General features: G+C 62.1%; 28 protein-coding genes. 4 read left to right on the top strand and 24 right to left on the bottom strand.

What is annotated here, in order from left to right:
- From ABF757_RS10705 to ABF757_RS10620, 18 genes are all read right to left on the bottom strand, one after another.
- On the bottom strand, positions 1 to 211 hold a 211-nt coding region (locus ABF757_RS10705; protein ID WP_415482295.1), incomplete at its 3' end, for a hypothetical protein.
- 128 nt (positions 212 to 339) lie between these two features.
- Positions 340 to 807 carry a hypothetical protein gene (locus tag ABF757_RS10700; protein ID WP_415482293.1) on the bottom strand — a complete coding sequence of 156 codons (468 nt, stop codon included), beginning with the start codon at positions 805 to 807 and terminating at the stop codon, positions 340 to 342.
- Entirely contained in the window at positions 807 to 1,241 is a 435-nt protein-coding gene (locus ABF757_RS10695; protein WP_415482291.1) for a phage tail fiber protein, read from the bottom strand. Before ABF757_RS10695 ends, ABF757_RS10700 begins: the two co-directional genes overlap by 1 nt.
- 2 nt (positions 1,242 to 1,243) lie before the next feature.
- Positions 1,244 to 2,635 carry a DUF3383 family protein gene (locus tag ABF757_RS10690; protein ID WP_415482289.1) on the bottom strand — a complete coding sequence of 464 codons (1,392 nt, stop codon included), beginning with the start codon at positions 2,633 to 2,635 and terminating at the stop codon, positions 1,244 to 1,246.
- 4 nt (positions 2,636 to 2,639) lie between these two features.
- Entirely contained in the window at positions 2,640 to 3,233 is a 594-nt protein-coding gene (locus ABF757_RS10685; RefSeq protein WP_415482287.1) for a phage neck terminator protein, read from the bottom strand.
- Complete coding sequence (locus tag ABF757_RS10680) at positions 3,188 to 3,589, bottom strand: hypothetical protein (RefSeq protein WP_415482285.1); 402 nt, start codon at positions 3,587 to 3,589, stop codon at positions 3,188 to 3,190. Before ABF757_RS10680 ends, ABF757_RS10685 begins: the two co-directional genes overlap by 46 nt.
- Positions 3,580 to 4,026 carry a DUF4054 domain-containing protein gene (locus tag ABF757_RS10675; protein ID WP_415482283.1) on the bottom strand — a complete coding sequence of 149 codons (447 nt, stop codon included), beginning with the start codon at positions 4,024 to 4,026 and terminating at the stop codon, positions 3,580 to 3,582. Before ABF757_RS10675 ends, ABF757_RS10680 begins: the two co-directional genes overlap by 10 nt.
- Entirely contained in the window at positions 4,026 to 4,466 is a 441-nt protein-coding gene (locus ABF757_RS10670; RefSeq protein WP_415482281.1) for a hypothetical protein, read from the bottom strand. Before ABF757_RS10670 ends, ABF757_RS10675 begins: the two co-directional genes overlap by 1 nt.
- Before the next feature lie 60 nt (positions 4,467 to 4,526).
- A complete protein-coding gene (locus tag ABF757_RS10665; protein WP_415482280.1) occupies positions 4,527 to 5,588 on the bottom strand; it encodes a DUF2184 domain-containing protein in 1,062 nt (353 codons plus the stop codon).
- A gap of 5 nt (positions 5,589 to 5,593) precedes the next feature.
- On the bottom strand, positions 5,594 to 6,097 hold the full coding sequence (locus tag ABF757_RS10660) for a structural cement protein Gp24 (protein ID WP_415482278.1): 504 nt from the start codon (positions 6,095 to 6,097) through the stop codon (positions 5,594 to 5,596).
- 12 nt (positions 6,098 to 6,109) lie between these two features.
- Positions 6,110 to 7,462 carry a DUF2213 domain-containing protein gene (locus ABF757_RS10655; protein ID WP_415482276.1) on the bottom strand — a complete coding sequence of 451 codons (1,353 nt, stop codon included), beginning with the start codon at positions 7,460 to 7,462 and terminating at the stop codon, positions 6,110 to 6,112.
- Complete coding sequence (locus ABF757_RS10650) at positions 7,459 to 9,078, bottom strand: phage portal protein (RefSeq protein ID WP_415482274.1); 1,620 nt, start codon at positions 9,076 to 9,078, stop codon at positions 7,459 to 7,461. Before ABF757_RS10650 ends, ABF757_RS10655 begins: the two co-directional genes overlap by 4 nt.
- A gap of 2 nt (positions 9,079 to 9,080) precedes the next feature.
- Positions 9,081 to 10,346, bottom strand: coding sequence for a PBSX family phage terminase large subunit (locus tag ABF757_RS10645; protein ID WP_415482272.1), 1,266 nt, complete (start codon positions 10,344 to 10,346; stop codon positions 9,081 to 9,083).
- A complete protein-coding gene (locus ABF757_RS10640) occupies positions 10,343 to 10,702 on the bottom strand; it encodes a terminase small subunit-like protein (RefSeq protein ID WP_415482270.1) in 360 nt (119 codons plus the stop codon). The genes ABF757_RS10645 and ABF757_RS10640 overlap by 4 nt, the downstream gene beginning before the upstream one ends.
- A gap of 28 nt (positions 10,703 to 10,730) precedes the next feature.
- Positions 10,731 to 11,399, bottom strand: a complete 669-nt coding sequence (locus ABF757_RS10635) for a hypothetical protein (protein WP_415482268.1) — start codon at positions 11,397 to 11,399, stop codon at positions 10,731 to 10,733.
- 150 nt (positions 11,400 to 11,549) lie between these two features.
- Positions 11,550 to 12,101, bottom strand: coding sequence for a hypothetical protein (locus ABF757_RS10630; RefSeq protein WP_415482266.1), 552 nt, complete (start codon positions 12,099 to 12,101; stop codon positions 11,550 to 11,552).
- A gap of 2 nt (positions 12,102 to 12,103) precedes the next feature.
- Complete coding sequence (locus ABF757_RS10625; RefSeq protein WP_415482265.1) at positions 12,104 to 12,658, bottom strand: hypothetical protein; 555 nt, start codon at positions 12,656 to 12,658, stop codon at positions 12,104 to 12,106.
- Entirely contained in the window at positions 12,655 to 13,530 is an 876-nt protein-coding gene (locus ABF757_RS10620) for a DUF1376 domain-containing protein (protein ID WP_415482263.1), read from the bottom strand. Before ABF757_RS10620 ends, ABF757_RS10625 begins: the two co-directional genes overlap by 4 nt.
- Positions 13,531 to 13,679: 149 nt before the next feature.
- Here ABF757_RS10620 and ABF757_RS10615 point away from each other — a divergent pair, with 149 nt between their 5' ends.
- The 4 genes from ABF757_RS10615 (at position 13,680) to ABF757_RS10600 (ending at position 16,215) form a co-directional block, all read left to right on the top strand.
- Positions 13,680 to 14,549: a S24 family peptidase gene (locus tag ABF757_RS10615; RefSeq protein ID WP_415482262.1), complete on the top strand. Its 870-nt coding sequence runs from the start codon at positions 13,680 to 13,682 to the stop codon at positions 14,547 to 14,549.
- A 97-nt stretch (positions 14,550 to 14,646) separates the two neighbouring features.
- Complete coding sequence (locus tag ABF757_RS10610) at positions 14,647 to 14,919, top strand: hypothetical protein (RefSeq protein ID WP_415482260.1); 273 nt, start codon at positions 14,647 to 14,649, stop codon at positions 14,917 to 14,919.
- A 216-nt stretch (positions 14,920 to 15,135) separates the two neighbouring features.
- Positions 15,136 to 15,648: a hypothetical protein gene (locus ABF757_RS10605; protein WP_415482258.1), complete on the top strand. Its 513-nt coding sequence runs from the start codon at positions 15,136 to 15,138 to the stop codon at positions 15,646 to 15,648.
- A 21-nt stretch (positions 15,649 to 15,669) separates the two neighbouring features.
- Positions 15,670 to 16,215, top strand: coding sequence for a DUF5384 family protein (locus tag ABF757_RS10600; protein ID WP_025861485.1), 546 nt, complete (start codon positions 15,670 to 15,672; stop codon positions 16,213 to 16,215).
- 71 nt (positions 16,216 to 16,286) lie between these two features.
- Here the strand turns inward: ABF757_RS10600 and ABF757_RS10595 are convergent, their stop codons facing one another.
- The 6 genes from ABF757_RS10595 to ABF757_RS10570 all read right to left on the bottom strand — a co-directional run.
- On the bottom strand, positions 16,287 to 18,278 hold the full coding sequence (locus ABF757_RS10595) for a methyl-accepting chemotaxis protein (RefSeq protein ID WP_415482256.1): 1,992 nt from the start codon (positions 18,276 to 18,278) through the stop codon (positions 16,287 to 16,289).
- Positions 18,279 to 18,509: 231 nt separating this feature from the next.
- Positions 18,510 to 19,637 carry a DegT/DnrJ/EryC1/StrS family aminotransferase gene (locus tag ABF757_RS10590; RefSeq protein ID WP_415482255.1) on the bottom strand — a complete coding sequence of 376 codons (1,128 nt, stop codon included), beginning with the start codon at positions 19,635 to 19,637 and terminating at the stop codon, positions 18,510 to 18,512.
- 158 nt (positions 19,638 to 19,795) lie between these two features.
- Positions 19,796 to 20,383, bottom strand: a complete 588-nt coding sequence (locus tag ABF757_RS10585; protein ID WP_415482254.1) for a DUF1826 domain-containing protein — start codon at positions 20,381 to 20,383, stop codon at positions 19,796 to 19,798.
- Positions 20,384 to 20,482: 99 nt separating this feature from the next.
- Positions 20,483 to 20,866 carry a hypothetical protein gene (locus ABF757_RS10580; protein WP_025861482.1) on the bottom strand — a complete coding sequence of 128 codons (384 nt, stop codon included), beginning with the start codon at positions 20,864 to 20,866 and terminating at the stop codon, positions 20,483 to 20,485.
- A 128-nt stretch (positions 20,867 to 20,994) separates the two neighbouring features.
- Positions 20,995 to 21,735, bottom strand: a complete 741-nt coding sequence (locus ABF757_RS10575) for an ImuA family protein (RefSeq protein ID WP_415482253.1) — start codon at positions 21,733 to 21,735, stop codon at positions 20,995 to 20,997.
- Positions 21,736 to 21,919: 184 nt separating this feature from the next.
- On the bottom strand, positions 21,920 to 23,967 hold a 2,048-nt coding region (locus ABF757_RS10570), incomplete at its 5' end, for an autotransporter family protein (protein WP_415482251.1).

Below are 23,967 nucleotides of genomic sequence, written 5' to 3'. Positions count from 1 at the left end.
CCCGATACAGCGCCTGCCGCACCGCAGCCCCCGATACACCTAGCACCGCCCCCATATCCGGCCCGCCCGCGCCAGAAAACCCGGCACTCCCCCCATACATAACCCGCTGGGCACGCCTGAAAACATCCAGCAGTTGCCAGGCAAGGCGGGCATGTTCCCACGCTGTTTCGGGCCGGATCATGCCCGGCGGGCTATCATGCTCCATCGCCATTGATTACCGGTTCCATCGCCTGATAAGCGCCATTTCAAGGAGCATCTCAAAATCTTCGCTGTCATAAAGGGTTTGCAGGTCATGAAGGCTTGCCAGCCCTTCCGAAACAACCAGCGCCAGCCGCTCGCTTACATTGACGCACCGGGCGGCGGGCTGTCCTTCTCCCCGCCCGTGGGTGCGGGAAGGGAGAACAACAGGCCGACGCCCCTGAAAAAATCCACATGCAGGGCAAAAGCTTCCTTCTGGAGCCAGCCCACGGTGGGGATTTCCTCTATGTCGCTTTCATGCAAAGGGCGGCGCAGGGTGGGGTTTGCCGGGTCGGGCTGCACGCTGACACAGCGCATCAGCCGCTCCAGCAGGCTGTCCATCCGCTCGGGCTCCATAGCACCAAACAGGCCAATACCCGCCGCCGCCAGCCCGGCCAGCCCATCCTCAGGGGTAATCCCCGTCAGATCGGCCCCGCAGCCCAGAGCGGCCTGGAGGCAGTGCCGCCCCCAGCGATCCGCCTCAAAGGCGGACATACGGGTAATGACAAAGCGCTTGTTATGGTCAGCGCCTTCCATGGGCACGCTCAGCGTGACTTCACGCACCGCCATCAGATACCTGCTGGCCAGACAGACTGCCACCGAATGGCGAAACTGCGCGGGTGCAGCACCCGCCCGGCAGAGGGCACAACCGCCATTGCCTGCAACACGCCATTGACCATGGTATAGCGCCGCCCCGTGCCCTTGAGTGTCAGTTCACCCCCCAGCCGGAACAGCGCACGCGCCGTCTGCTGCGCGGCCATGATCGCCTCGAACACCACAACGCTTTCGCTCCCGGCGGAAAAATGAATGGCCTGATCAACCGGGGCCGGTGTCCAGCCCGTGTTCAGGTAGCCATCGACCGACATTTCGGTTTCGGCGCAGTTCTGTGCCGCCGTATCCCATGCCTGATCGGCGGCAAAGTTCTGAAGCGTGATGGGGGCGTTATACAGCCCCGCCACCGTAATGGTAAAAACGGCATTGGCCGCCGTAATATCGTACGCCATGCTTACTGTACCTCGACACTGCTGAGCTGAATGGCCTGCACGCTCTGCCCATCAGCGTACCAGAGCCGCGCGGGCGGTGTTGTGCGCGCCACCCGGTAAGAGGCCGCCGCTGTGGACACACCGGGCTGGAAATACCACCCCTGCGCCCCAACCGCGTCCGCTGCTGCCGCCACACCCGCCGCATTGGCGATCTGCTGTTTCTGCGCGGTTGTCAGGCTGACACCGGGCTGAATGGCACCAAAGGCCAGCGCACTGCTGATGGTATCCTGCACGGCGGCTTTTACGAGGGTATCGCCCTCGGTGTTGTAAGGAATCTGCCCGGTGTTGAGCAGGAGTGTCACCAGAGCTTCTGTCAGGCTGGCATTCAGCCAGATCTGGTTGACAAAACTATCCGCCCAGGCGAACCGCCCCGATACGCTACCCGGCCGCATGAAAGAGAACTGGCTGCTGCCACTGGCGTAACTGCCATAAAAATTATAGCCATTTGCAATCAGCGTGGCTGCCGTGGCCCCATCTGTCACGGCTGGCGTGACCAGACCCGAGGCATCCTGAATGAACGCCAGCGTCTGCCGCCCGGCACGGGTGCCAAAAGACAGCGAGGCCATCCACCCCAGACACAGCGCCGCACTAACGGCCCCACCATAAACCGCCGAAACCCCTTCAATCGCCTGCTGGGCCAGCCACACGCCAAAGGCGGTGGTGCTGGCCTGCGTTACGGCCTGCGGGTCCGTATCCCACAGCACAGCCCATACGGCGCTATCCTGTGTGCCCACCCATGTGGCAAGAGCCTTTTTTTCGTCCAGAGTAGGTTCAAAAGCCGGGGCAAAGCCGTTCCACGTCCCGCTAGCCCGGCGCAGATTGTCCATGCGCGTGGCCGGGCTGTCGGTGCTGGCAGCACTGAGCGTGACAGTGGGGGCCTGCGTATAGCCGGTGCCACCATCGGTGATGGTAATACCCGTTACAACCCCGCCCGAAACCGTGGCCGTAGCCGCAGCACCGCTGCCGCCACCACCGGAAAACGTCACGCTCGGGGCGGTGTCATACCCGCTGCCACCCTGCGCCACCGCAATGGCCGATACCGCGCCACCCGTCACGCTGGCCGTGGCCTCAGCCCCCGAAGCCGCAGGAGCATAACCGCCAAAGAGCAGGCTGGCCGGGGTCAGAACCGCGGTGTCATACCCGGCAAAATAAACCTGCGCCATGGCGTATTCGCCCGACGTGGTGCCAAAGGCGGTGCCAACATCCGCCGCACTGGTATAGCTCAGCACGGTGCCCGCGGGCACAATGCCGGTCTGCTGCGTCAGCACCAGTCCGGTCAGCCCGTTCAGCCCGCCACCCGCCACCAGTACGCCCGGTGTTACCTGAACAATTGAAGAAATGGGAATGCCTGCCATGGTTTTACTCCTGTGGCGGGTAAGCTGCATCGGCCCCGATTGTCAGAACCGGCAGAGTTGTTGCAAAATCCTGTGGAATGCTCAGGATAAATGTGACCTGCGCCAGAAGGTTTACCTCCCAGCAGTCTTCATACTGATGTTCGGCTGTCACAAAGCCGCTCTGGTGCGCGCTCTGCACATCCAGCGGAGACAGGGCGAGCCCCTGCGCGGACAGGAAATCCGCCGCCTGCATATCGCGCCACAGGGCAATGACACGCTGCGCCATATCGCCCGCCCCCGGCCCGAACAGGCGTACCTGCACGCCAAGCTGCGTGGGCACAGCCAGTTCACGCGTGGTAGCAGTGTAATGCCACCCCCCGCTGGACAGGCGCTCGCGCCCGCTCAGTGTCAGGGTTACAAAAGGCGGCAGAGGTGGGGCCACACGGTTGGACTGCCCGGCCACAACCCCCACCCCGGCAGGCAGCACGGCCACCAGCCAGGCGCGCAGGGCAGCACACACCGCCGTTTCGGTAGGGCTTTCCACCATGCCACCGGCTGCGGGCGCAGCGGCTGTTACGCGCTGGCCGGGAGCTGCCGTGTTACCACTACCTTCACCCATTCGCTCTCTCCCGAGGTATCGGCCGCCCAGTCTTCCACCGAGCGGGTCACGAGCCAGTCAGATCCGGAAAACTCCAGAATATCGCCCCCTGTCTGCAAGGCACGGCTGAGCGCATGCACCGGGGCGTTCACGTACACCACCCGTAATTCGGCCTGCTGGCCAAGGCCTTCCACCAGTTGCAGATCCTGCGGACCGGGGGGCTGCACCACAATCTGCACCGGCGTTGCGGTATAAAGCGGTGTCACGCTGCCATCCGCATTGACCGTGCTGCCGGTGCTGGCATGCAAAACCGCAGCCTGCGGGGGAACCGCCTGCGCGCACAATGCGCCTGCCAGCGTGAAAAGATTCAGCCCCACGGCGGCATCCTTCGTCTTGCATCCGGCACGTAACGCGCCTGCCGCAGCCCGCGTGTGGCCGCCCAGAACGCCGCGCCATAGGCGGTCTGGGCAAACCATGCCGCCCGCTCAGCCAGTGTTGCGTAAGCGGTGCTGACCGTAACGCTCCCTTGCGTGGCCGAAGCCACACGCCCGACCAGCCCCGCCTGCCCGCCCTGCGCCTGTGGCAGTTCCAGCGTTGCAATATGCGCCACCAGCAGCCCCAGCAGCATGGCCCGGCGCGCCAGATCGCGCACCGGGCCTGCTGGCGTATTGGCCAGATACAGGCATGCCTGATCGAAAAACGCCTGCGCCTGATCCTGCGCTACGGCCTGCGCCAGCACGGGATAGCGGGTGGCCCATGCGGTGTAGTCAAACACCACTATACCCCCCGTATCATCCGGCATGGCCGCCGCCATCAGCCGGGGTCCGCGTGGGCGGGGGTGACACCCGGCAGGGTGCTGGGGTCGAGCCCTTCCAGCCCCGTGCGCTGGCTGGCACATTCCGCCAGCCGGGCCTCGGCATCCGCCGCGCGGGCCTGTGCAAACACCAGACCGTTCTTGAGCGGCAGATAACCGGGGTTCTGCTCAACCCATGCTGCCCAGAACGCCGCATCCACCTGCGTGCGCCCCGCAAGGCCCAGCAGGCGGTTATCACGGGCATGAAAACGCGCATCGCGCCGCGCACCCTCCAGCCGCACACTCGCACGCGGCACCGGCGGCGCCATAACTGGCGCCACAGAACCCGCGCGGCGGCGCAGGTCCTCGGGGTCATACAGGTCCAGCACCAGCCCAGAGGGCAGGCGGCAGACAACCGTTACCGTTTCCGCCCCCCGGGCGGATGAAACAGCATGAGCCATAATGGAATACAGTCCGTTCTGTTAAAAAGTTTTGCAGAAATACCAGCCGGATTACCCGGCTCAGATTCCGGCCATGGTCACGCAGGCATGCGGGTAGAACCAGAGAGTGCCCCACGTGCCCTGCGACTTCTTCTGACGGAAGTTGGAGGAATACTGCTCCACCACATGGGTGCGCAGTTTTTCCGTAAAGGCGGTGGTAACGCTGCGCTGGCCTTCGATTTCGGTTGCGAAAAGCTGCATGAGCGTGGTGCTTGACTGCCCGCCAGCCAGTGTCGTTCCCGCTTCGGGCAGGGTTTCCACCACCAGATTGGGCAGGTTCTTTTTCAGCAGGTCCGCCAGCGAAACCTGATACTGGTTTGTATAGAGCAGGCACTGCTGCCGCTCGGTGGGAATAACCAGCGTCATCGGGCTTTCCAGCGTCAGATTACCGCCAAGCTGGGTGCTGAGGACGCCAAAGGCCTTGAGAATATCCGCATAAACCTGAACCGGGTCAGCAATATCCGCCCAGGTATTGCCCGACGTGGCACTGCCCGAAGGCGCGACCTTGGCCACAGGGGCAATAGCCGCAGGCAGGGAAGGATCATTGAGCGCGCCAAACAGCTCCATGCCTTCAAGACCAAACAGGTTTATGGCATTGGCGTTTTTGTTCAGCACCGAGATACTGGCAAGGTTTTTCTGGTTAACCCAGTCGATCTTTGCAGCCCCCATGCGCTCCACCTCGCGCTCGCCCCAGCGTGTCCATGTCTGGAAATGAAAGGACTGGCGCGGCACCCAGTTGGCATTGCCATCCGCCGTGCCACTGGAGCTGTAATCATCATAGGCCGAGGCATAACCGGAGAGTTCCACAACCGGAAACTGCGCCGTATCCGTTGTCCAGTCGCCCTTTTTGGCGCTGCCGTAAATGGCCTCCGAGCGGGTGGGGGTTACCAGCGCGCGAATGATAACGGGGTCAGTATAGGTGGTAAACAGGGCGGGCACCGCACTATTGGGTGCGGTGGTGGGGGTGTAGGATGGCAGGTCCGCATCCATGGCCATTTCAGAAAAATAGCCCCGCACACCGGCAAGATGAATACCCCAGTCCCGTGCGAGGGTCTGGGCGTCGTTTCTGAAAATATCGCGCATTGCGTTCAGTTTCCTGAATTTGTGGCCGAGAGCGGGCCAGACAGAATAATGGGCGAGCCCGCGGCCCCGCCACGCGCCACCACCCAGCCGGTTTCCACCGTGCCGGTGGGGGCAGCCCCTGCCGCACCGGTGCTAATAGCCCCCGTGGCCAGCGTGGCATAAACCGCCTGCCCGCTGGTGGCCTGCGTGGTGGACAGGGCAAACACATCGCCCCCTTCTGCCAGAGCGAGCATGAACCCTTCGGGCACAGTCATGCAGGCTTCCTGCAGATACTGGGTCAGCACACCCTGCTGGGTGCGGCATACAAACCCGCCGGGCGCGCCCGTGCCGGAGTTGAGCACGCTCACCCCGTCAGCCTGTACCCAGCCAAAGGCCGCAACCGTTACCCCGCCCGCCCCTGCGCGAAAGCCGTTCGGCCCCGCGACTTTGAGCCGCCGGGGATTGTCCGTAGCCCATGAACCGGGAAAACCGGCAGGCCAGCCATAATTGACGGCATTAGGAAAAGACATTTCCTGCTCTCCTTAAAACTTGCGCGGTGTGCGAAGGCCATGACGTGCGGCAAAATCTCCGCCGCCTGCCCCGTCCTGCGCCCCCGCCGATGAACCCGTAAAACCACCCATGCCAGCACGCCCCGCCACCAGAGCGCGCAGCCCGGCCATGTTCACGCCTTCGGTCTGCACGCCACATTCGTGCAGGGCGTAGCGCAGAATGGCCTCGGCACTGTCCATGCCCAGCACATCGCCCACCAGCGGGCGCACCATGGCCAGAGCGGCAGTGACATCGCGCTGGCGCTGGCGCTCAGCCATAAGGGCGGCATCCACCGCCCGGCGCACGGCACTATCCTGTGCCATGCCCGGTGCGGCACCCTGCGCGTCCGTATCGGTATCGCTATCGGCAGACTGACCGTTGGCATCGGGCGGCGTGGCGCATCCCGGCCCGGCCAGATACGGCGCCAGCCACACCGCCAGCTCCTGCGGCCCGGCTGTCATGTCCAGCGCGCCGGAGGCCAGGGCCGCCCCCATGCGGGCAAAGAGTTCGCCCGCCTTGCAGCCGTCATCACCCTGCATGGTCCCAGCTTTGGCCGACACCGGCGCGCCAGCGGCCCCCGCAGCGGACTGGCCCAAAGCCTGTGCCCCCGTAACGCAGCCCCCCGAGGCCACAGGCTGGCCTGCGCCGCCCTGCCCGGCGTCTTTACCCACCAGACCGCTCTGGGCCGGGGCAGTCTGCCCAGCGCTGCCCCTGTCGTTTCCCGCCCCCGGACGGGACGGGCCGCGCGATGGTGAAAATGCCATTCCATGTTCCTTTGGTTGTGCGTCCGCCACCAGCACGTCCGGCCCGGCGCGCCCCGCGCGCACAAGAGCGACGTGGTTGCCGCGGATCTGGGTCATGCGCCCATCGTATGGCTGGCCCTGCCAGACCCCCGGCTCCATCACCGGCACATAACGATAAGCACAGGAAAGTTCACGCTGTTCTCCCGAACGCACGCCCTCTATGGCCTGCGCGTTCCAGAGCACCAGCGCATTGGTCAGATACGGGTCAGTAAACCGCGCATCCGTGCCGGTTGCCCCCACCACCAGATCAGGCCGGGGGGTCTGGGCCGTAACATGAACATGCTCGGCCAGAACCGGAATACTGTTGAAACTGTCGGCCGCCTTTTCAAGCTCATCAGGCGCACGCAGCAGGCGATACGCCCTGTCGGGCATGAGCCCCAGCGCCTCCGCTCCGGGAATTTCACGCCCGAAATAGCGGTTGACCGCCGCCTTGCTGATAGGGGTAACCGCCACACGCAGGCGACCATCCTCATCCATCAGCCGGACAGAGCCTGCCCGGTCATAGGCCAGACACCGCTCGGGCATTGCAAACATTTCTGTCATGACTGTGCCTTTTGTGGATCTGTGGCGACATTACCGGGGTTTGCGGCACGCAGGCCCAGCGTGCGGTACAGGCTTGTGCCATCCGCCGCCTCGCGCGCACGCGCTTCCGCCGGGGTGATTTTGCCTGAACGGATATTGACTTCGTCCATATCGGCTTTCTGCCGCTCCACGGCGGCACTTTCCTGCTCGGACATCTGCCACAGCGGCACAAACTCGAACTCCAGCGCCGGGTCCGCCCACCCCCACAGGTCAAGCTGCACCAGCCGTAGGATAGCGCGCAGCACCGGGGCCATATGAGCCTGCTGAAAAGCCGCTATTTCATCATAGAAAACGCGGATTTCTCCATCAGATGAGGCATTGAGCCCCTGCGGCTGCAACCCGAACAGCTTGACCAGCGGAATACCCGGCACCGCCGCCATGAACTCCTGCGACTGGGCCTGAAGCTCCGACAACCCGGACAGGGAAGCCGTGCTAATGGCAAAATCCTCTGTCTCGCGGTCGAGCACAAACGTGCCGTTGCTGCTCTGCCAGGCACTCATGGCAGCAAGCCGCGCGCTCACGCCCTCGGCGTCTATTTCCGGTGCACCACCGGGGTCGGCCATGCCGCCTGCCATATCGGTGCGCAGAACGCGCGTGGCATAATTACCGATCATGTCCGATACCGCCTGCCGTGTGCGCAGGAAATTCTGCACCGAGGCTTCGAGCATCTGCGGCAGGGCCAGTCCGCCAAAATTATAGGCGGGCTTGAGCAGGTCCGGCACCTCATAGGGCACCATGGTCAAAAGCCGCGTTGCATGCACCTGCGTGCCCTGCACCCACCAGCCTGTCGGTCGGTAATACTCCGCCGCCAGCGGATTAACGGCATTATACTCCGCAGGCGTTGTCCAAACCGGGTCGATCAGGCCCAGCCGGTCAAGCTGGCCGCGCCCTACGCCATGGCTGGTCAGCCGCAATGGCAGGGCCTCACTTCCTTCCGCGCCTTTCAGCCCGATCCAGACATGCCCCATGCCATAACCCAGCGCCTGCGCCACCAGACGGCGCATGAGGTCACGCACATCCAACCGGGCAAAAGCCTGCTCCACCGCCCGCAGACGCACAGCACTGTCACGCGGGTAAGCCTGCGGGGGAGCGGACTGCGCTGCCGGTGGCAGGCCGCCCTGTGTATCCTCCAGCGTATTTTCAGGCGCGTTGTCCTGCGCGCCCATAATGCGAAAGCGTATCCACTCCCGCGTGGCTTCCCGCGCGATAATTTCGACCGGTTTGCGAAACTCCGCCCGCAGCATCATGGCCGCGAGCGTCGGATACCCCCTGAATGTCAGCCCTTCAGCCAGCAGCCCATTGCCCCACGCCAGACCAACGGCGGCATGGTCCCACACGGCGGACGCCATGCTGTCATGCGCCAGCACGCTTCCCGTCCCCCTGACACTGGCTGGCGGCTGGTACGGCGCAAACAAAGCCGCCGCTGCCTCCGCCTCCGGCATACCCGTCACCGCACGCCACTGCGGCTTGCGCGCTTTTGTAAGGGCAGAAGGGGCGGGAACAGCCTGTCCGTGCGGCTCAGGCAGGGGTAATGGCCTGCGCCATGCCGTGATACGGTGCCAAAAACCCTTTGTCATGCTCAGTCCATTTTCATGATCTGGCGCACCGTGCCCGCCGTAAAGCGCGGCAGGGTGCGCCGGTTATGAATAAGCCCGTCCAGCGCGTAGCGCAGGGCATCCATCCAGTGATTATTGGCGTCCTCCACCACGGGCAGGACATCCTCTGTGCCGGGGTCAACCCGATAGGCGTAGCTGTGAAACTCGGCCACCACACGCACGCAGCGCGGATGCACCACAATGCGCCGGAACGCCCGCAACCGGGCGATACCGTCCGCCACACTGCCGGGCCATTTGCGAGCCGCGGTTATTCTGAAACCATGCCTGCGCGCTAGAAAACTGATTGTTTCAGGCCGCGCGCCGTCTGCCCGCCAGGGCCACTGGCGCGCACCGGGCACGGTGTCCAGCACGGCGGGAATGGCATCAAGCTCTATGCCAACGCCCCCGGCCTCGTAATCGATATACAATACGTCCTGCGCCACCCAGCAGCGCAACGCCGCCAGAGGGTCTTTTGAAAAACCCCAGTCAACACCGTAATAGGGCCGGATATTCTCGGGTGTTGAAAACGCCCGCACCTCCACCATGCCCGAAAAGACCAACGCATCGGAACGGGTGCGGTATGCCCCTTCCCATACATGGGCATAGTCATCCGGGCGGGTGGCGGCATCGGCCTCGCGCTCGCGCGGCAAAGCCCCTTCGCCAAACCACGGATTATCGGCCCAGTTTGCGCGCACCGCCACAAGATCAGCCCGCTCGCTACCCGCCCCACGAAAGAACACATCAACGGGGTCATGTTCAAAAACCGGGTTCCAGCTTGCCCATATTTCCGAATCCTTCTTGCGCAGGGTCGGGCGCAAAAGCCGCCAGCTCAGGGCCGACAGGTTCTGCGCTTCTTCCACCCATGCCCGGTCAAACCCTTCAAGCGACTTGATGCTGTCTGCCGTATGGCTCTGCATGCCCTGAAAAATGATGAGACCATCACCCGGTGTGCGAATGGCGCGGTCCTGCACATCAAACCAAGGCTCCAGCCCATGCTGGGCAATCTTGTCCAGAATCAACCGCCGCGACGACTGCTCCATGGAGCGCTGCACCTCGCGGATACACACACTCCGGTGCCCCGGCAGGCGCAGATGCTCCTCCACCACGCATTCGCCAAAAAAATGCGATTTGCCAGACCCGCGCCCCCCATAAGCCCCCTTGTAACGGCATGGCCCCAGCAGGGGCGCGAACACGCGCGCGGTTGGCATATCCAGCGCGCGCAGGGCGCGTTGCAACCGCCGGTCTTTCATGTGCGCGGGGCAGGCGGGTCGATAATCACCCGCCGCACCATGGCCGGACGTTCGGGCCGGGTCTCTGCATCTTCCACCTTCTCGCCATAACGGGCGGGGGCGCGGCGGGCCATGAGCCATTTGAGCGTATCAATCCGCAGGCGCATGGCGGCCGTGTCCTCTCCCTTTATGGTTTCAAGCTCCTTGATCAGCCTGTCCTCGAAGGCTTCCGCCGCCAGCATGCGGGCGCGGGCAAACCCTGCTGCCCGTGCACCGCTGCCCCGCACATGCCGGCGCAGTACAGGCCAGTCAGGCATGCCGGGCTGCTCCGCTATTTCGCGCAGGCTGCACCCTTCTTCCGTCAGGCTGAGCACCACACGCCATTGCGCTGCACTCAGCGCAGGATCAGGCGTGCAGGCTTTCGCATTCCGGGCTGGTCTGGGCGCGCCCGCAGGACTGGCTGGGGTACTGGCCGGGCTGCTGGTCGAGCAAGCCTCGGGGCAGTTCTCCGGGCGGCGGGTTGAAGCGCTGGGTAAATGACTGTCCGGCCTGCCGTCTGGCCCGTTCCTGTGGAGCGGACTGTCTGGCAGGCTGTCCACCGGCCCGTCCGTGTCCTGTGCGTTCATGCTCGGCCCATTCCTGTCCTGTCCGGCGGAAAACACGCAACCCGCCTCCACGCATGGGGGGCTCGGCCTGTGCGTGCCATGCAACAATACCCCCGCGCTGCGCGCTCACACGCGGGCCACGCGGCTGGGGTGTGGCGTGTTCGCTGGCCTGAAAGGTGTTTTCGCGTTCGAGCATGGACAAAATACGCCGCATGGCGGCCGCGGGCATGCGCCCCTCCGCCTGCAAAGCCGTGCCATGCACACGGCCTACACACCGCACACGCTGGTCTGGCCTGATACCGGCCTCGGCACTATCGCATAAGGAGAGCGATACATCCGCCCTGTGGCGGGTATTTTCCGATTCAGGCACAAGAAAGCACAGAACGGCATGGTCATGCCGCACGCCCACACATACGGCCATGTTGCGCCCAAGACGCACGATGTCCGAACACTTGACTGTCTGTAACATATTTTTTCCGAAAAATGCGCCAGACCCGCCGCAGGCATACGGGCATAAAAAAAGCCGCCCGGTGGGGCGGCTGTCTGGCGCAGAAATTCCAATGTAAGAAAATACCTATCAAGCCCGCGCGCAGCTGGCAAGAGGTTTTTTCTGTATTTTTCAAAATTCCTTTTCACCATAGGTTTTTTCAGACCCATTCCGCTTCCGTGCCATGGCATAAAACGCCTCAAGCTGTTCCAGAACCATGGCGCACTGGGCCGACACCTTCAGCCGCGAACGCGCCTCGGACAGATGCGGGAACAGGATTTTTCCCATCTGAGCAAAAGACATTTCACGCACCATCATCAGGCACAGGCGCACCTCGCCACAGCCTCCCAATGCGGCACGTACATCCGACAACCGTGCTGAGGCCCGGCCCCGCACAAGCTGCCAGGACACCGCATCATGCCGAGTGATGGATTCTGCCTGTGCTGCGAGAGCATTATCGCTCACGCCTTCACGCGCGAACATCCAGTCCCTGTACCAGCGTTCGGCGGCGTTGGCGGCATCCTGCCCGATATCGCCTGCATTCAGCAGCGCCTGAACGGTGGTCAGCACCCGAAGCGGGGCGCTGCCCGTAAACACCGACCGCGCCAGACGTTCGGGCGTGGGAGCAAGTGGCACGGGCGCAACCGCACCACGGGGAGAGGAAGACACTGTATTGCGGGACATGCTCATTTTCTGTTCTCATTCTGTGCAAAGATACCGGGGCGGGCAGCGTGCCATGCGGCCTCACGCACGACATGGCGCTGGCGGGCGCTGGCGCGGCGGTCCACATCCGCCAGCAGCAGCTCCAGCCGCGTGGCCAGACAGCGCGCTGGCGCGCTACGCCCCTGCAAAAACGCCACCAGCTCCGCCACTGATGGAAAAAACCGGAACAGCCGCAGCGCATCGCGCTCCACAGCTCCTTCCCACACCAGAGCGGGCAACGGAGCACAGGCCACCCACAGGGCCGCGCACCGCACATCCAGCGCCGCGCCGGGCAGAGGATTGGCCACCCCCGCATTGACGATTTCCGCAAGGTCTCGCAGGCGGGTTCGCAGCGCGGCCTCCGGCATGGGGTTCAGGGCGTGCTCCAGCCGGGCCAGCAAGGCGCAGGCTTCGGGCACAATCTGTTCGGGCGGGGCAAACCCGCCGGGGCGAAAACAGGCCAGTTCACGCGCTAGCTCCGCCCCCGGCCCGCAGGCCTGCCCCCCGACACAGACAGGATGCAGGAAAGACGCCGTCATACCCCGGCCCCCGCTACGCGGCGGAGCAGCCGCTCGGCCTGTTCTTCCAGCGGGTGCGGTGGCCGGGCAGACGGCCCGCCGCCGCCCGCGCGCTCGCGCCTGCACCAGTTGCGCCATGTCGCGCCCCAGTCAGATTTACGCCCGCGCGCGCCCGGCACCGCCAGCCAGTAATCGCGAAACCGCTCGGCCACTGCCTGCGGCTCCAGCCCGAGTGTGCAGGCGAAAGCCTGCAAGGCGGGATCTGGCTGCCATACGGGCGAAAGCCGCACCCCACGCAGGGTGGCTGCATTCTGGCCCGTACTGTCCTTTGTACTCTCCCTTGTACTCTCTCTTGCATATGCCGTGGCAGTCGGGCCGTTTGAGGCCGCGCGGACAGGAATGGGCGGTTTTTCCGCCCCCTGTTCTGGCAAGCCGTCGGCCCCCTGCCGCTCATGTGGGTGCCAGCGGCGGTTGGCGCGAGCCCGCTGCGCCTGCCGGGCTTTCCATGCGTGATTGGCTTTTTCCGCCAGAACGGGGTGGTACAGGCGGCCATCCGTGCACAAGACCCACCCATGCAGGGCCATAGCCCGCACGCCCACCCACCCCGCTCCGGCACCTGACAGATGCGCCAGCACGCGCTCATGGTCAGGCAGGCTCCCTGCAGGTACCTGCTGCCACGCCTTGCACCACAGGGCTACAGCACATTTGAACTCATCGCCCGTGCTCAGGGCAAAGAGATCACTATCGAGCAGCCGCACCGTATCGAGCGGCATAAAGGGCAGGCCCCGCAGGTCGGAATCCGCCGGGGTCAGGGGGGCTGGGGGCGGCAGCGAGCCGGAAGGCGAACGCAACACCGGGGCGGGCGGCGCTTCACAGGGGGGAGAGTCAGTCATGACGGGGCCTTGCGGTTACGAACCCGCCACCCCGGCAGGATGGCGTCGGTATCGTGCGTAAAATATGCACGATATGTGCGCCTATAACGCACAACAATCAAGCGGTTTTTCCGCACTGACACATGTGCCGTTTTCACACACAATGCCGCATGACGAGAATTCGTATCACGGACAGGCTGAAAGCCCTGCGCGAACGCGCGGGGTATACAATCCGCGATTTCGCGCGCGCGCTGGGGTATGGAGACAAGTTCTCCTCGTACCGCACCTATGAAACCTCCTACAAAAAGGAGGAACTGCCACTGGCTATGGTCAAGCTCATGGTGCCGCTGCTCGCCGGGCGGGGAGATCCCCCCATTACCACCGCCGAGATCTGGAACCTTGGGGGGCTGACCACGGGCGAGGCCGTTCTGGGCATGAATCTGGCTCCACACGGGCGGAACGACCCAGCCCTGACCAACGGATTCGCAGATAGGCGCCCCGTGCGGCAGCCCGGTTTCCCTCGCGGCATGGCCAGCGGCAGCCTACCCGAACAGCCCGCCCCCCTGCCCCCTGACCCAGAAGAGCAAACCTCACACACCTCGCCCAGGCAGGTCAGCATACCGGAATATGATGTCCTGACCTCCGCCGGGCCGGGCAGTGTGCCCGTGCTGTGCGCACCACAGGACGGGCTGCGCCCCGTGGAGCACTGGAGCCTGCCGCGCGGCTATATCAGCGCCTTTGCCGAATCGCCCGAAACCCTCGCCATTGTGCGTGTAGCGGGCGATAGCATGGAGCCAGATTATCAGGCAGGAGACCGCGTGCTGGTGGATACGGCCCACCGCGCCCCCTCCCCGCCGGGTGTTTATGTGCTGTGGGACGGATTCGGCCTTGTTCTCAAACGCCTTGAACTCCTGCCCGGCATGGAAGAACCCCGCCGCGTGCGGATCATGAGCATCAACCCCGCCTATTCCACCTATGAGCTGACACTCGATGAAATCAGCATCAACGGGCGGGTTGTCGGCAAATGGACATGGAAATAGCGGCTCAGACCCTACTGCCGGTGTTTTGATCTTGCGCCTTGTGCGTTTTTAACGCACATACTCATGACGGTTCCAGCGCAAGGGAGGGACAGACCGCATGACCACACACCCCGCCCGCCCTTATGCCGCCGCCGTGGCAGACGGGCTGTTCAGCCTCGTAACCCAGCCTCCTTGCATGGCCTGCGAAATCGACCGTTATGAGCGCGCCATACTGGCCCTGCAGACCGTGCGCGCCACACTGGACTGGCCGTTCTTTACCGATGCGCCGCTGGCCGCCATGCAGGCGACGTTCTGCGATGATAATATAGGCGAGCTTGTGCAGGCTGTTCGTGACCTGCATGAGCGGTACACGGCCAATGCCGGAACCTGAAAAAAAGCAACCGGCCAGCGCACAGGCCAGATGCTGCAATGAAAATGGACTCCCTTAGATTTTTATAATCTGTTAATATTTCTTTAAGGGGCAAATATTAACATCCGCAGACCAGAATGTTTATCTGGCTTGTCAATCTGCAGACTCTTATTATTTTCAATGCCCTGAGCATGCCCTAAAAGCATGGGACACTATTTTATGATCCAAGGATCGACCATGATCAAAACCTCCGCGAAACTCGGCGTTCTGCTGGCCTCTGCCCTTTCTCTGGCGGCCTGCACCACCCCCGGTGAAGAAAACCGGGCGGATACCTATACGGCCTCTCAGGTCAACCAGCGCCAGCTCGCGAAGGTTGTAACCATTCTGGCCGTGCTGCCCGCCAAAGTGCAGGTCAGCAACGCACGCAATCGCCAGACCGCCCAGATCGTTGGCGGTATTCTGGGTGCTGGCCTTGGTGCCGGACTGGGTGCTGGCGTTGGCGGCTCCGCCGGGCTTGGTGCTCTGGGTGGTGTTGGCGGTGCGGCAGCCGGTGTGGGTGCTGGCTCACTCGTAGCCAGCCAGACACTGGTTGAGGGCGTGTCCCTTACCTATGAGCAGAACAACCAGACCTTCAACTCCGCTCAGGTTGGCCGCGCCTGCGAGTTCGTACCCGGTCGTGCTGTGATGGTTGAATCCGCACCGGGTGAAACCCGCATCCAGCCCAACCACGCCTGCCCCCCCACCCGGTAAAAACCGCAAGGGATGACTGCTATGAAACATGTTGTGCGGGCCGCCCTGCTGCTGCCCCTGATGCTTCCCGCCATTGCGCCCGGCACCGTTCAGGCGCAGTCGCTGACAGATCAGATTGACGCCGTGGATGCGGCCCAGCAACGCAATACCTATCAGGCTATGCAGGCTCAGGCTCAGGCTCAGGCCGCCGCACGGGCTCAGGCGCAGGCGCAGGCCCGCGCACAGGCAGCCCGTCAGGCGGCGCAGGCCCGTATCAACGCCGAAGCACAGGCCCGCAAGGATGCCCGTCAGGCGCGTGATGATGCGTATGAAGACAAACTGCGCGCCCTTGAGCTGGAGGACCGCTCGCTGGACATCCAGTCCAAGAAAACGCAGGTATCGCGTGAAAACGACATAATCGACAGCAAGCTGAACGCACAGAAAGCCAAAACCGACCTTACCCAGTCGGAAGCGGATGCAAACCGCAACCTGTCGACCGGCACGAAAACCCTGCTGGAAAAAGAAGGCAACGCCGCTGAACTAAAAGGTCAGGCGGCTGTCAAGAAAGAGTCCGGCTGGTTCCACTAACCCGGTCATGCCCTGTTATGGGGCCTGACCGTTTTCCGGCCGGGGCATTGCTCCCGGCCGGAAATACGGCCCTACTGCTCGATTTTTCGCAGATGGGCGATATCATCTTCAACCGTGCGGATAAGCTGCGCCTGCTGGTGCGACATTTCCTCGACCGAGTTCATCACTTCGTTGATCTGCTCGAAAGAGGAGAACATGCTGCCGATCCGGGCAAAGATTTCGCCGTAATTATCGCGCGCCTCGCTCAGCTTTTTTTCCGACTGTTCAATATGCTCACCCAGCACGCCGGTTGAGGTTTTCACCCCCACCAGGGCCTGCGCACTCTTGCCCAGACTGTCCTTGGTATGCTGGGCCAGAATACGCACTTCGCTGGCGATCACGGCAAACCCCTTGCCCTGCTCACCCACTCGCGCGGCCTCGACCGCCGCATTCAGCGACAGGATATTGGTCTGGAGCGAGATTTTCTCCAGAATGGTCACAATATCGAACAGTTCCTTTGTTCTGTGCACAACATTCTGAAATTCCTGCTCAAGCACGCCTTTCTGGTTGTCGCTGGCCATGCTCTGCATGCGTGCGTGCAGTTCTGCCCGCACACTTTCCATAGTGACGCGCACCGCCTCGGTCTGCTTCACCATCTGTTCAAGCTCAAGGCTGCTCTGCGCCGTGCGGCGGATAAAATCCACCATGCGCTCGATCAGCCCTTTGCGGATATCGTTGAGGATTTTCTGCTGGTTAAGGCGGGTCTGCAAAAAATACTGTGAATACCGGCCATAATAGATAGGAAAATACTCGATAAATTCATCATGAAAAACCTCGCCCTCTTCCAGCCGGAAAAACACGGCGGCTGTCAGGGTCTGGTTCATGTTGATGCCGAAAAACTCGCCAAAGCACGAAAAACCGGCTGCGGGCATGGGCCACATGCCATCAAGATCATGCAGATGGCTGGCATTGTTCAGACGCCGCAGGATGCAGTCGTTCAGAATAGCGCCTACGGGCTGCGGCTTGCCACGCAGAAAGGCGTTCAGGTCGGAACGGGTAGTTTTGTTAAAATCATTTGCTTTTAACAAAAACAGTTCATCACCAACATTGATGTCGGCATAGAACGACACCACGCCCTGCGCTACATCAATGCTAGAAATGGAGCGGATATACAGCTCCCCCTCGATAGACAGCGCGAAGGTGTAATCTTCCAGCGCTTCAAACACTTTTTCCTTGCGGCACGACATCAGGGCCGCGAGGGTGTCGAGAATATTGACAACCGTAACACTCTGCCGGTCCAGCACGGAGCGCACCATCCGGCTACCCGCATCAGCCTCCGTAACAATGAAGGAGCAGCCGGTATTAACGAAATTCTGTGTCTTGAAAATGCTGAATGCAAAATCAGGCGCGAGCTTGAGAAACGCCAGCACTGCATGGTTGCGCACCACACGCCTGCCATCGAACAGTGCTGTGTCGCTAAAGTCGAGCGTGCCGCCGGAAGAGCCACCAATAAACGCGCAGGGAAAACTCTCGGCCTTGTAAAGCGCTTCGGCAAAGTAGTTTTCCGCCTTGGCCAGTCCGTCTATCAGCGTCACGGCCAGTGTGTTCTGCGGGTTGATGACAAAAGGCAGGGTAATGCGCGAAAGCTGGGCCTGTATCCGCTCGACCCGCACATCCGGCTGCACGGTGGATGACGAGCCCTCCCCGTCATCCAGCGCGATAGTATGAATGGATACGGTTTCAACCATCTCGGGGCTGAAAAGCTGGAGCACCACATCATCCCACCGGGAGCGGGTGTCGTTGTAGAGCGGCTCGCGCGTGGCGCCGCCCTGCGTGCACAGCTCTCCCGCGGTCATGGTTGCAATCAGCGGAGTTTGCCCCGCAAGGCGCTGGAGCGCGCCAACCGTTGCCTGAAAATCGTTATGGGGGGAGATATAGGCCATAGCCAGCCGCGCGGGCCGACCGGAGAAGAAAAAACTATCCTGCGTTACATGCTGGAGGCGGGCATTGGTTCTGATAACCCGAACCGGATCGCTCCTCTGGGCAGACAGCACAGAAAGATCAGAAATCGTATCCATCATCATGAATCGTCTCTTCAGGGAGGGTGTCGGCCCACGGCCAGAAACGCACCCAGCCCCTTAACGATTCAATAATTATGGCCAATCTGCTTGTCCAGCAGGTTAGGCGGGCATAACCGCCGCTGACAGACATGTGATAACAACATGATCGCTATACACATCAAAGCGGCCTGCACCCGCCCCCGGAAGGGCCGTAAAAGCCCATCCGTTTTTTACGCTATCCGACAGGTTTCCGTGTCAGACAGCATCCGTGCACGAGGCTTTAACGGCCTCGATAATCCGGTCCTGTGTCTGCTCGTCCAGATAGGGGTGCATGGGCAGGCTGATAACATCCTGCGCCAGCACATTGCTGACCGGCAGCCCGGCCTCGGGAACGGGAAAACCCCGGTAGCCTGTCTGCTCATGCAGCGGCGTGGCGTAGTAAATGGCCGTAGGCACACCCAACTGCTTCATGTTTTCGGCAAAGGCGTTACGGTGTTTGACCCGCACCGTATATTGCGCCCACACGGACACCAGCCCCTGCGGCACGTCCGGTGTTTTAACCACACCTGCAAGCCCCTGTGCGTAGCGGTCCGCAATGCGGTTGCGCGCGGCAATTTCCTCTTCAAAAATCGCCAGTTTTTCGCTCAGGATCGCAGCCTGCAACGTATCCAGTCGGCTGTTGACCCCGATACGGACATTGTCATACCGGTCCTTACCGGTGCCATGCACGGCCAGTGAGCGGATAAGGGCGGCCTTGTCCGCATCATCCGTCAGGATTGCGCCACCATCGCCATAACAGCCCAGCGGTTTGGCGGGGAAAAAGCTCGTGGTTGTATAGTCGCCCAGCGTGCCGCTCCGGCGGCCATGATAGGAACACCCGAACCCCTGCGCCGAATCGGCAATAACCGTCAGGCCGTACTGTCTGGCCACGGGCACCAGCGCATCGTAATCGGCTGAAAGACCGAACAGATCGACCGGAATAACCGCACGCGGTTTCAGCCCCTTGTGCAGCGCGGTCTGCACGGCGGCTTCAAGGCTCTGCGGGTCCATGTTGAACGTCTCTTCCTGCACGTCCACAAAAACCGGGGTCGCCCCCAGAAAAGGCACCACCTCGGCAGTGGCGACAAAGGTGAAAGACGGCACGAACACCGCATCCCCCGGCCCGATGTTTTCTGCCATCAGCACAAGCATGAGGGCATCCGTACCGTTGGCGCAGCCTATTGCGTGCTGCGCCCCCGAAAACGCGGCAAGCTGCTCTTCAAAGGCCCTGACCTCCGGCCCGTTGATGAAACCGCAATGGCCGAGCACCCGCTCCATGGCGGCTGTAATACGATCTCCCAGAACGCGTTTCTGGGCAGCAAGATCAATAAAGGCGATGGACATCGGTGGGTCTCACGCAAAATCGGGTTGGGTTCGCCCTTCAATTCATACCGGCTCCCCACCACAAGGCAAATCCGGCACGGGCGGAGCAGCCCCGCGCCCGGCAAAACCCGACGGCACCATACCCCCACCCCGGCACAAAATACCGGCAACACAGCCCTTTAGTTCGTGCCGCAGGCGTCCACATGGTCGAGCGTCAGAAGCAGACGTGTAACGGGCGCTTTCAAAACCGAAAGTGGTGGGGAGCGATGGAGCACCGCCCGCTCGGCCTCCCAGCCGGGGTACAGCTTGCCCTTGAGCAGGGTCAGCCAGCCTGCGGGGGTTTTATGCACAAGCTGGTCGCTGGCATGCCGCCACTGAACACCGGGGCCAACATAGGTGCACAACAGGCGCAGGGGCACGTAATCGACATGGAAGCGGCGGCAACTGTCATGGTCGATTTTTTCAAGACGGAAGCGCAGTTCATGAATACCGGCCACCTGCTGGTAACAACGCGCAAGGGCCAGCATGTCCTCCACCAGCGGTTGCGTGCTAGCGGGCATGACAGGCTGCAATTCGGTTTCGATAATTTCCACCGTGCCACGGCTGAGAAAAAGCTCCGGCCCGTGAGAGACCCAGCGCGCCGCCGCGTCCTTTACGGGCTGGCTCATCTGGCGTGGTTCCTGCGCAATCGGGCAGTCAGGACGGCTGATATGCTCCAGCGGCGGCGGCACGGCAAAGAGCTGACGGGTTGGGCAGGCCTGTCTCATTCCGGTCTCTCCATGTGAGTGTTATGTTATAATGTAACACAACACTCACCGGCCCCGCAACCGGATGCCCCCCGGTGCGGATACGCGCAAAGCCTGACCTTATGTGCCGCTATTGTTTTTGAGCGTGCTGTCCTGATTTTTCATTCTGCGCTGGATATCCGCTAGTTCCGCAGCATAGGCGTCCTTTACATCAGCCACCGCCTTGCGCACCGGCTCTTTAGGGTGCTTCTGGCATTCATCACGGATAGCCTTGGACAGACCAATGGTGATTTCATCAGGCTGTCGGGATTCATTCATTTTATCGCCCGAATAGCCGCCATGTTCGGAATTCAGGTAATCGATGCAGGTGGCGTTGGCGGTTTTTGTCGTTTTGTTGGTTAGCGCCGTGTAATCGCCGTCTTCCTCATTATCCTGCGCCAGTGCAGGGGTAACGGCCATGGCAAGCAGGCACCCCGCCACCAGCAGAACCCGTTTCGTGCCCATGTCATCCGCCTTTCCTGTCCGGCCTATCGTGGCTGAAGCACGGCCCTGCGGCCCAGTTCACCCGGCATGAAGGTGCCAGACATTGGCGGTGCCGTCCAATCAGGCGGGCGAGATCAGACAAAAGAGGATCAGGCTCTGGCCCGCTGCTCGCCCGCCCACGGCATGGGCTGCCTGTACGGCCCACCCTCACGCGCTGGCGTAATGCCCCATGGGCCCGCCGGGCCATCGCGATGCCACAGCAGATCCACCGACCAGCGCTCAGGCCCCACAACAGGCGACCAGGCCGCAAAATCAGCACGGCCAAGAGCGCTCCCTCCGCCAATACGCCAGCGGGTCATGCTGGCGCTGGCGGGTGGTTCCGCTGCAAATGCCGCCGCCCGGTGGAGCAGAAAGCCCGTAACATGGCTCCGCCCCGCCGCAAGCACGAGCCGACGAAGCCGCGCAGGCGAAAGTGGCGCGCGAATATCCGCCACCAGCGCGCACACGCCGCGTTCGTTCAGAACATCCTCACACAGATTTTCCAGCCCGCCCTGCCGGGTGGTGACACAGAGCAGGCGGCCGGGGTTAAGGCCGGACTGGCGAATACCCGGCGCGGACAGGTCCGGATAATCTTCGCTTACCCAGATTACGGGGCCGGTCGTCTGTGCCAGCACATGCGCGGCAAAAGCGGCTGGCCGCCCCGCCTGCGCCCTGTCATGCCCGGCACTAAACAGTTCATGCACACAGCCCCGCGCCAGACCGCCCCCCAGATGGGCGTCAATATCCGCAAAACCGGTGGGCAGCCTGTCGGCTGAAAGGGGTTGGGCTGGCTCCATACGACAGAGTTTTTCGCGCAGGAGGGCGAGCGTATCGGTCTTGTCCTGGTGCATGGGATGGCTCCTTTTTCGCCTCCATCCCTACGTCAGAACAAAAATAGAACACAAGCCTTTTTGCACAGCCCGCAGGCCCTACTCGCCTATCGTGCTGATATGATGGAAAAACTGCCAACCCCTTAAAAAGGGCGACTCTGGCAGCGACCCCCGACGCACGAAACGTCGGGGGCACAATACACACCTAGAACCGGAAATGTGCCCGGCCCATGGCCCCGCTTTCAACCGACTGGTTTCCATACTGCCCGATATAGGACAGCCCAACATCGACCCTATCCGTCAGCCGGACATTCAGCCCGGCATCCACCACGGCGGAGTCCTGCGAAAGCGCTACCCCGGCCACATCCATATCGCCACTGCCTACGGAGGCCAGCATGGTGTGGTTTGTGGGGGTGAGCAGACCAAACGCGCGGCGGTAGGCCAGAGAGCCATGCGGCAGCAGCAGCAGCTTGCCCACCTGCACGGATTTGAACATCTTCACCCCGAAGGTGGAGAACGTCACCCCGGTATTGGTGCCACGCCCCTGTAGGGCTGCAGCGCCCCCTTCTTCCTGATAGCCATTGGTATCAAGGTTGACATAAGCCACATTGCCAAAGGGTTCGACCGTGCCGTAAGCCGTGTGGAAACGGTAGCCAAGCTCACCAAACGCCTGCGCCGTGCCACCGGAATAGCTGCTGGACTGCCGGCTGGCGTAATCAGCAATCGCGACATTGCGCTGCATGCTCAGCATGTTCCACGTATAGGAGGCCCCCAGCTTCAGGCTCAGTGCGCCCCAGTGCGTGCCAGCATAGCCCCCCACGGTAATGTTGTTGCTATGGCCGGAAGACCCGCGCCCACTCCCAACATCGAACATGGAACGGCCATAGCTGAACAGGCCACCAATCCGCCACTTGCCATCCATGATGGGCGTATCAAGACCCATGATAAAGCCGGTGGTGGAATGGTGCATGCTGGCGGCGTTGCCATCGCCATTATTGCGCCCGAGCCCGCCATAGGCCTCGCCCCACAGCACGGCCTGTCCGCTCAGGCAGCCTTCGTCCTTGCGCCCTGTCGCCAGTGACGCGGTGTGGATAGCCCCGCTCATGCCGCCTTCCTGACAGTCGGCTGTTTCCAGACGGTCCAGCGCTGCCTGACGGACATACACGCTATCCTGTATCAGCGCCGTACGGGCCGAGGCATATACCTCGCCCGAAACCGCATTCATGCTCTGGCGTGCCTCTGCCGCATCCAGACTTTCCATGCCCTGCACAAGCACATTGCTTTCAGGCAGGCTATCCAGAACCTGCGCGACTGCCCGCTCATTCCGGGTTCCCACCACGGAGGAGAAGGTGACGTCATTACGCGACATCAGCAGGTCAAGATCATTGTCGGTGTAATACAGCGAGGGCGAAAGAAAGGTGTAGAGATTGGTCAGGTTGCTCTGCAAGGTATCCGCCTTGCTGGAAAATCCACCATCGGACGTAATTAGCGTGTAGTATTCATGTGATTTCAGGAGTGTTCCGGGGATCACATTCACATTCAACGTACCAGAAAGAGCTGTCGTCCCTGTTACCGCCACCGTGCCGGAATTGAGCTGGTCGTATGTCTGTCCATTCACCTCCATTGTCGTGCCGGAAGGATGGTGATCCTCATGAACGGACAGGGTTGCACCATCGGCCATTTCCAGGTTTCCCTCCACGCTTAGCACGCCAGTCATGCCTGTAGGCGCAAGGGTGGCCCCTTTTTCAATCAGCGTGCTGCCAACAGACCCTGTGCCTTCCAGCGTACTACCACTGAGCACCGTCACGGCTGAAGCCGCAATGGAACCCTCCACATCCAATGTGCCGCTCTCCACGGTGGTAGCCCCTGTGTAGGTGTTGTCCGCACTCAGCACGGTCGTGCCCGTGCCAGCCTGCATCAGGCTACCCGTGCCATCAATAACCTGTGCCAGTGTCAGTGTATTGCTGCGGTTCACAACAAGCGCGCCATTGTTGTGAATAGCGGATGAAGCGACCGAACCCGTGGTGCCGCCATTACCCAGTTGCAGCGTGCCCTGCGTAATGGTGGTGGCCCCTGTGTAGGTGTTGTCCGCACTCAGCACGGTCGTGCCCGTGCCAGCCTGTGTCAGGCTACCCGTACCATCAATAACCCCTGACAGAAGCAGTGCATTGCTGCGGTTCACAACAAGCGCACCGTTATTGTGAATAGCGGATGAAGCGACCGAACCCGTGGTGCCGCCATTACCCAGTTGCA

It is taken from the genome of Acetobacter papayae (assembly GCF_047721125.1).
In the GTDB taxonomy this organism is placed as follows: domain Bacteria; phylum Pseudomonadota; class Alphaproteobacteria; order Acetobacterales; family Acetobacteraceae; genus Acetobacter; species Acetobacter papayae.
Note: the sequence above shows the minus strand (reverse complement) of the source record. Positions and strands in the feature narration are given on the sequence as shown.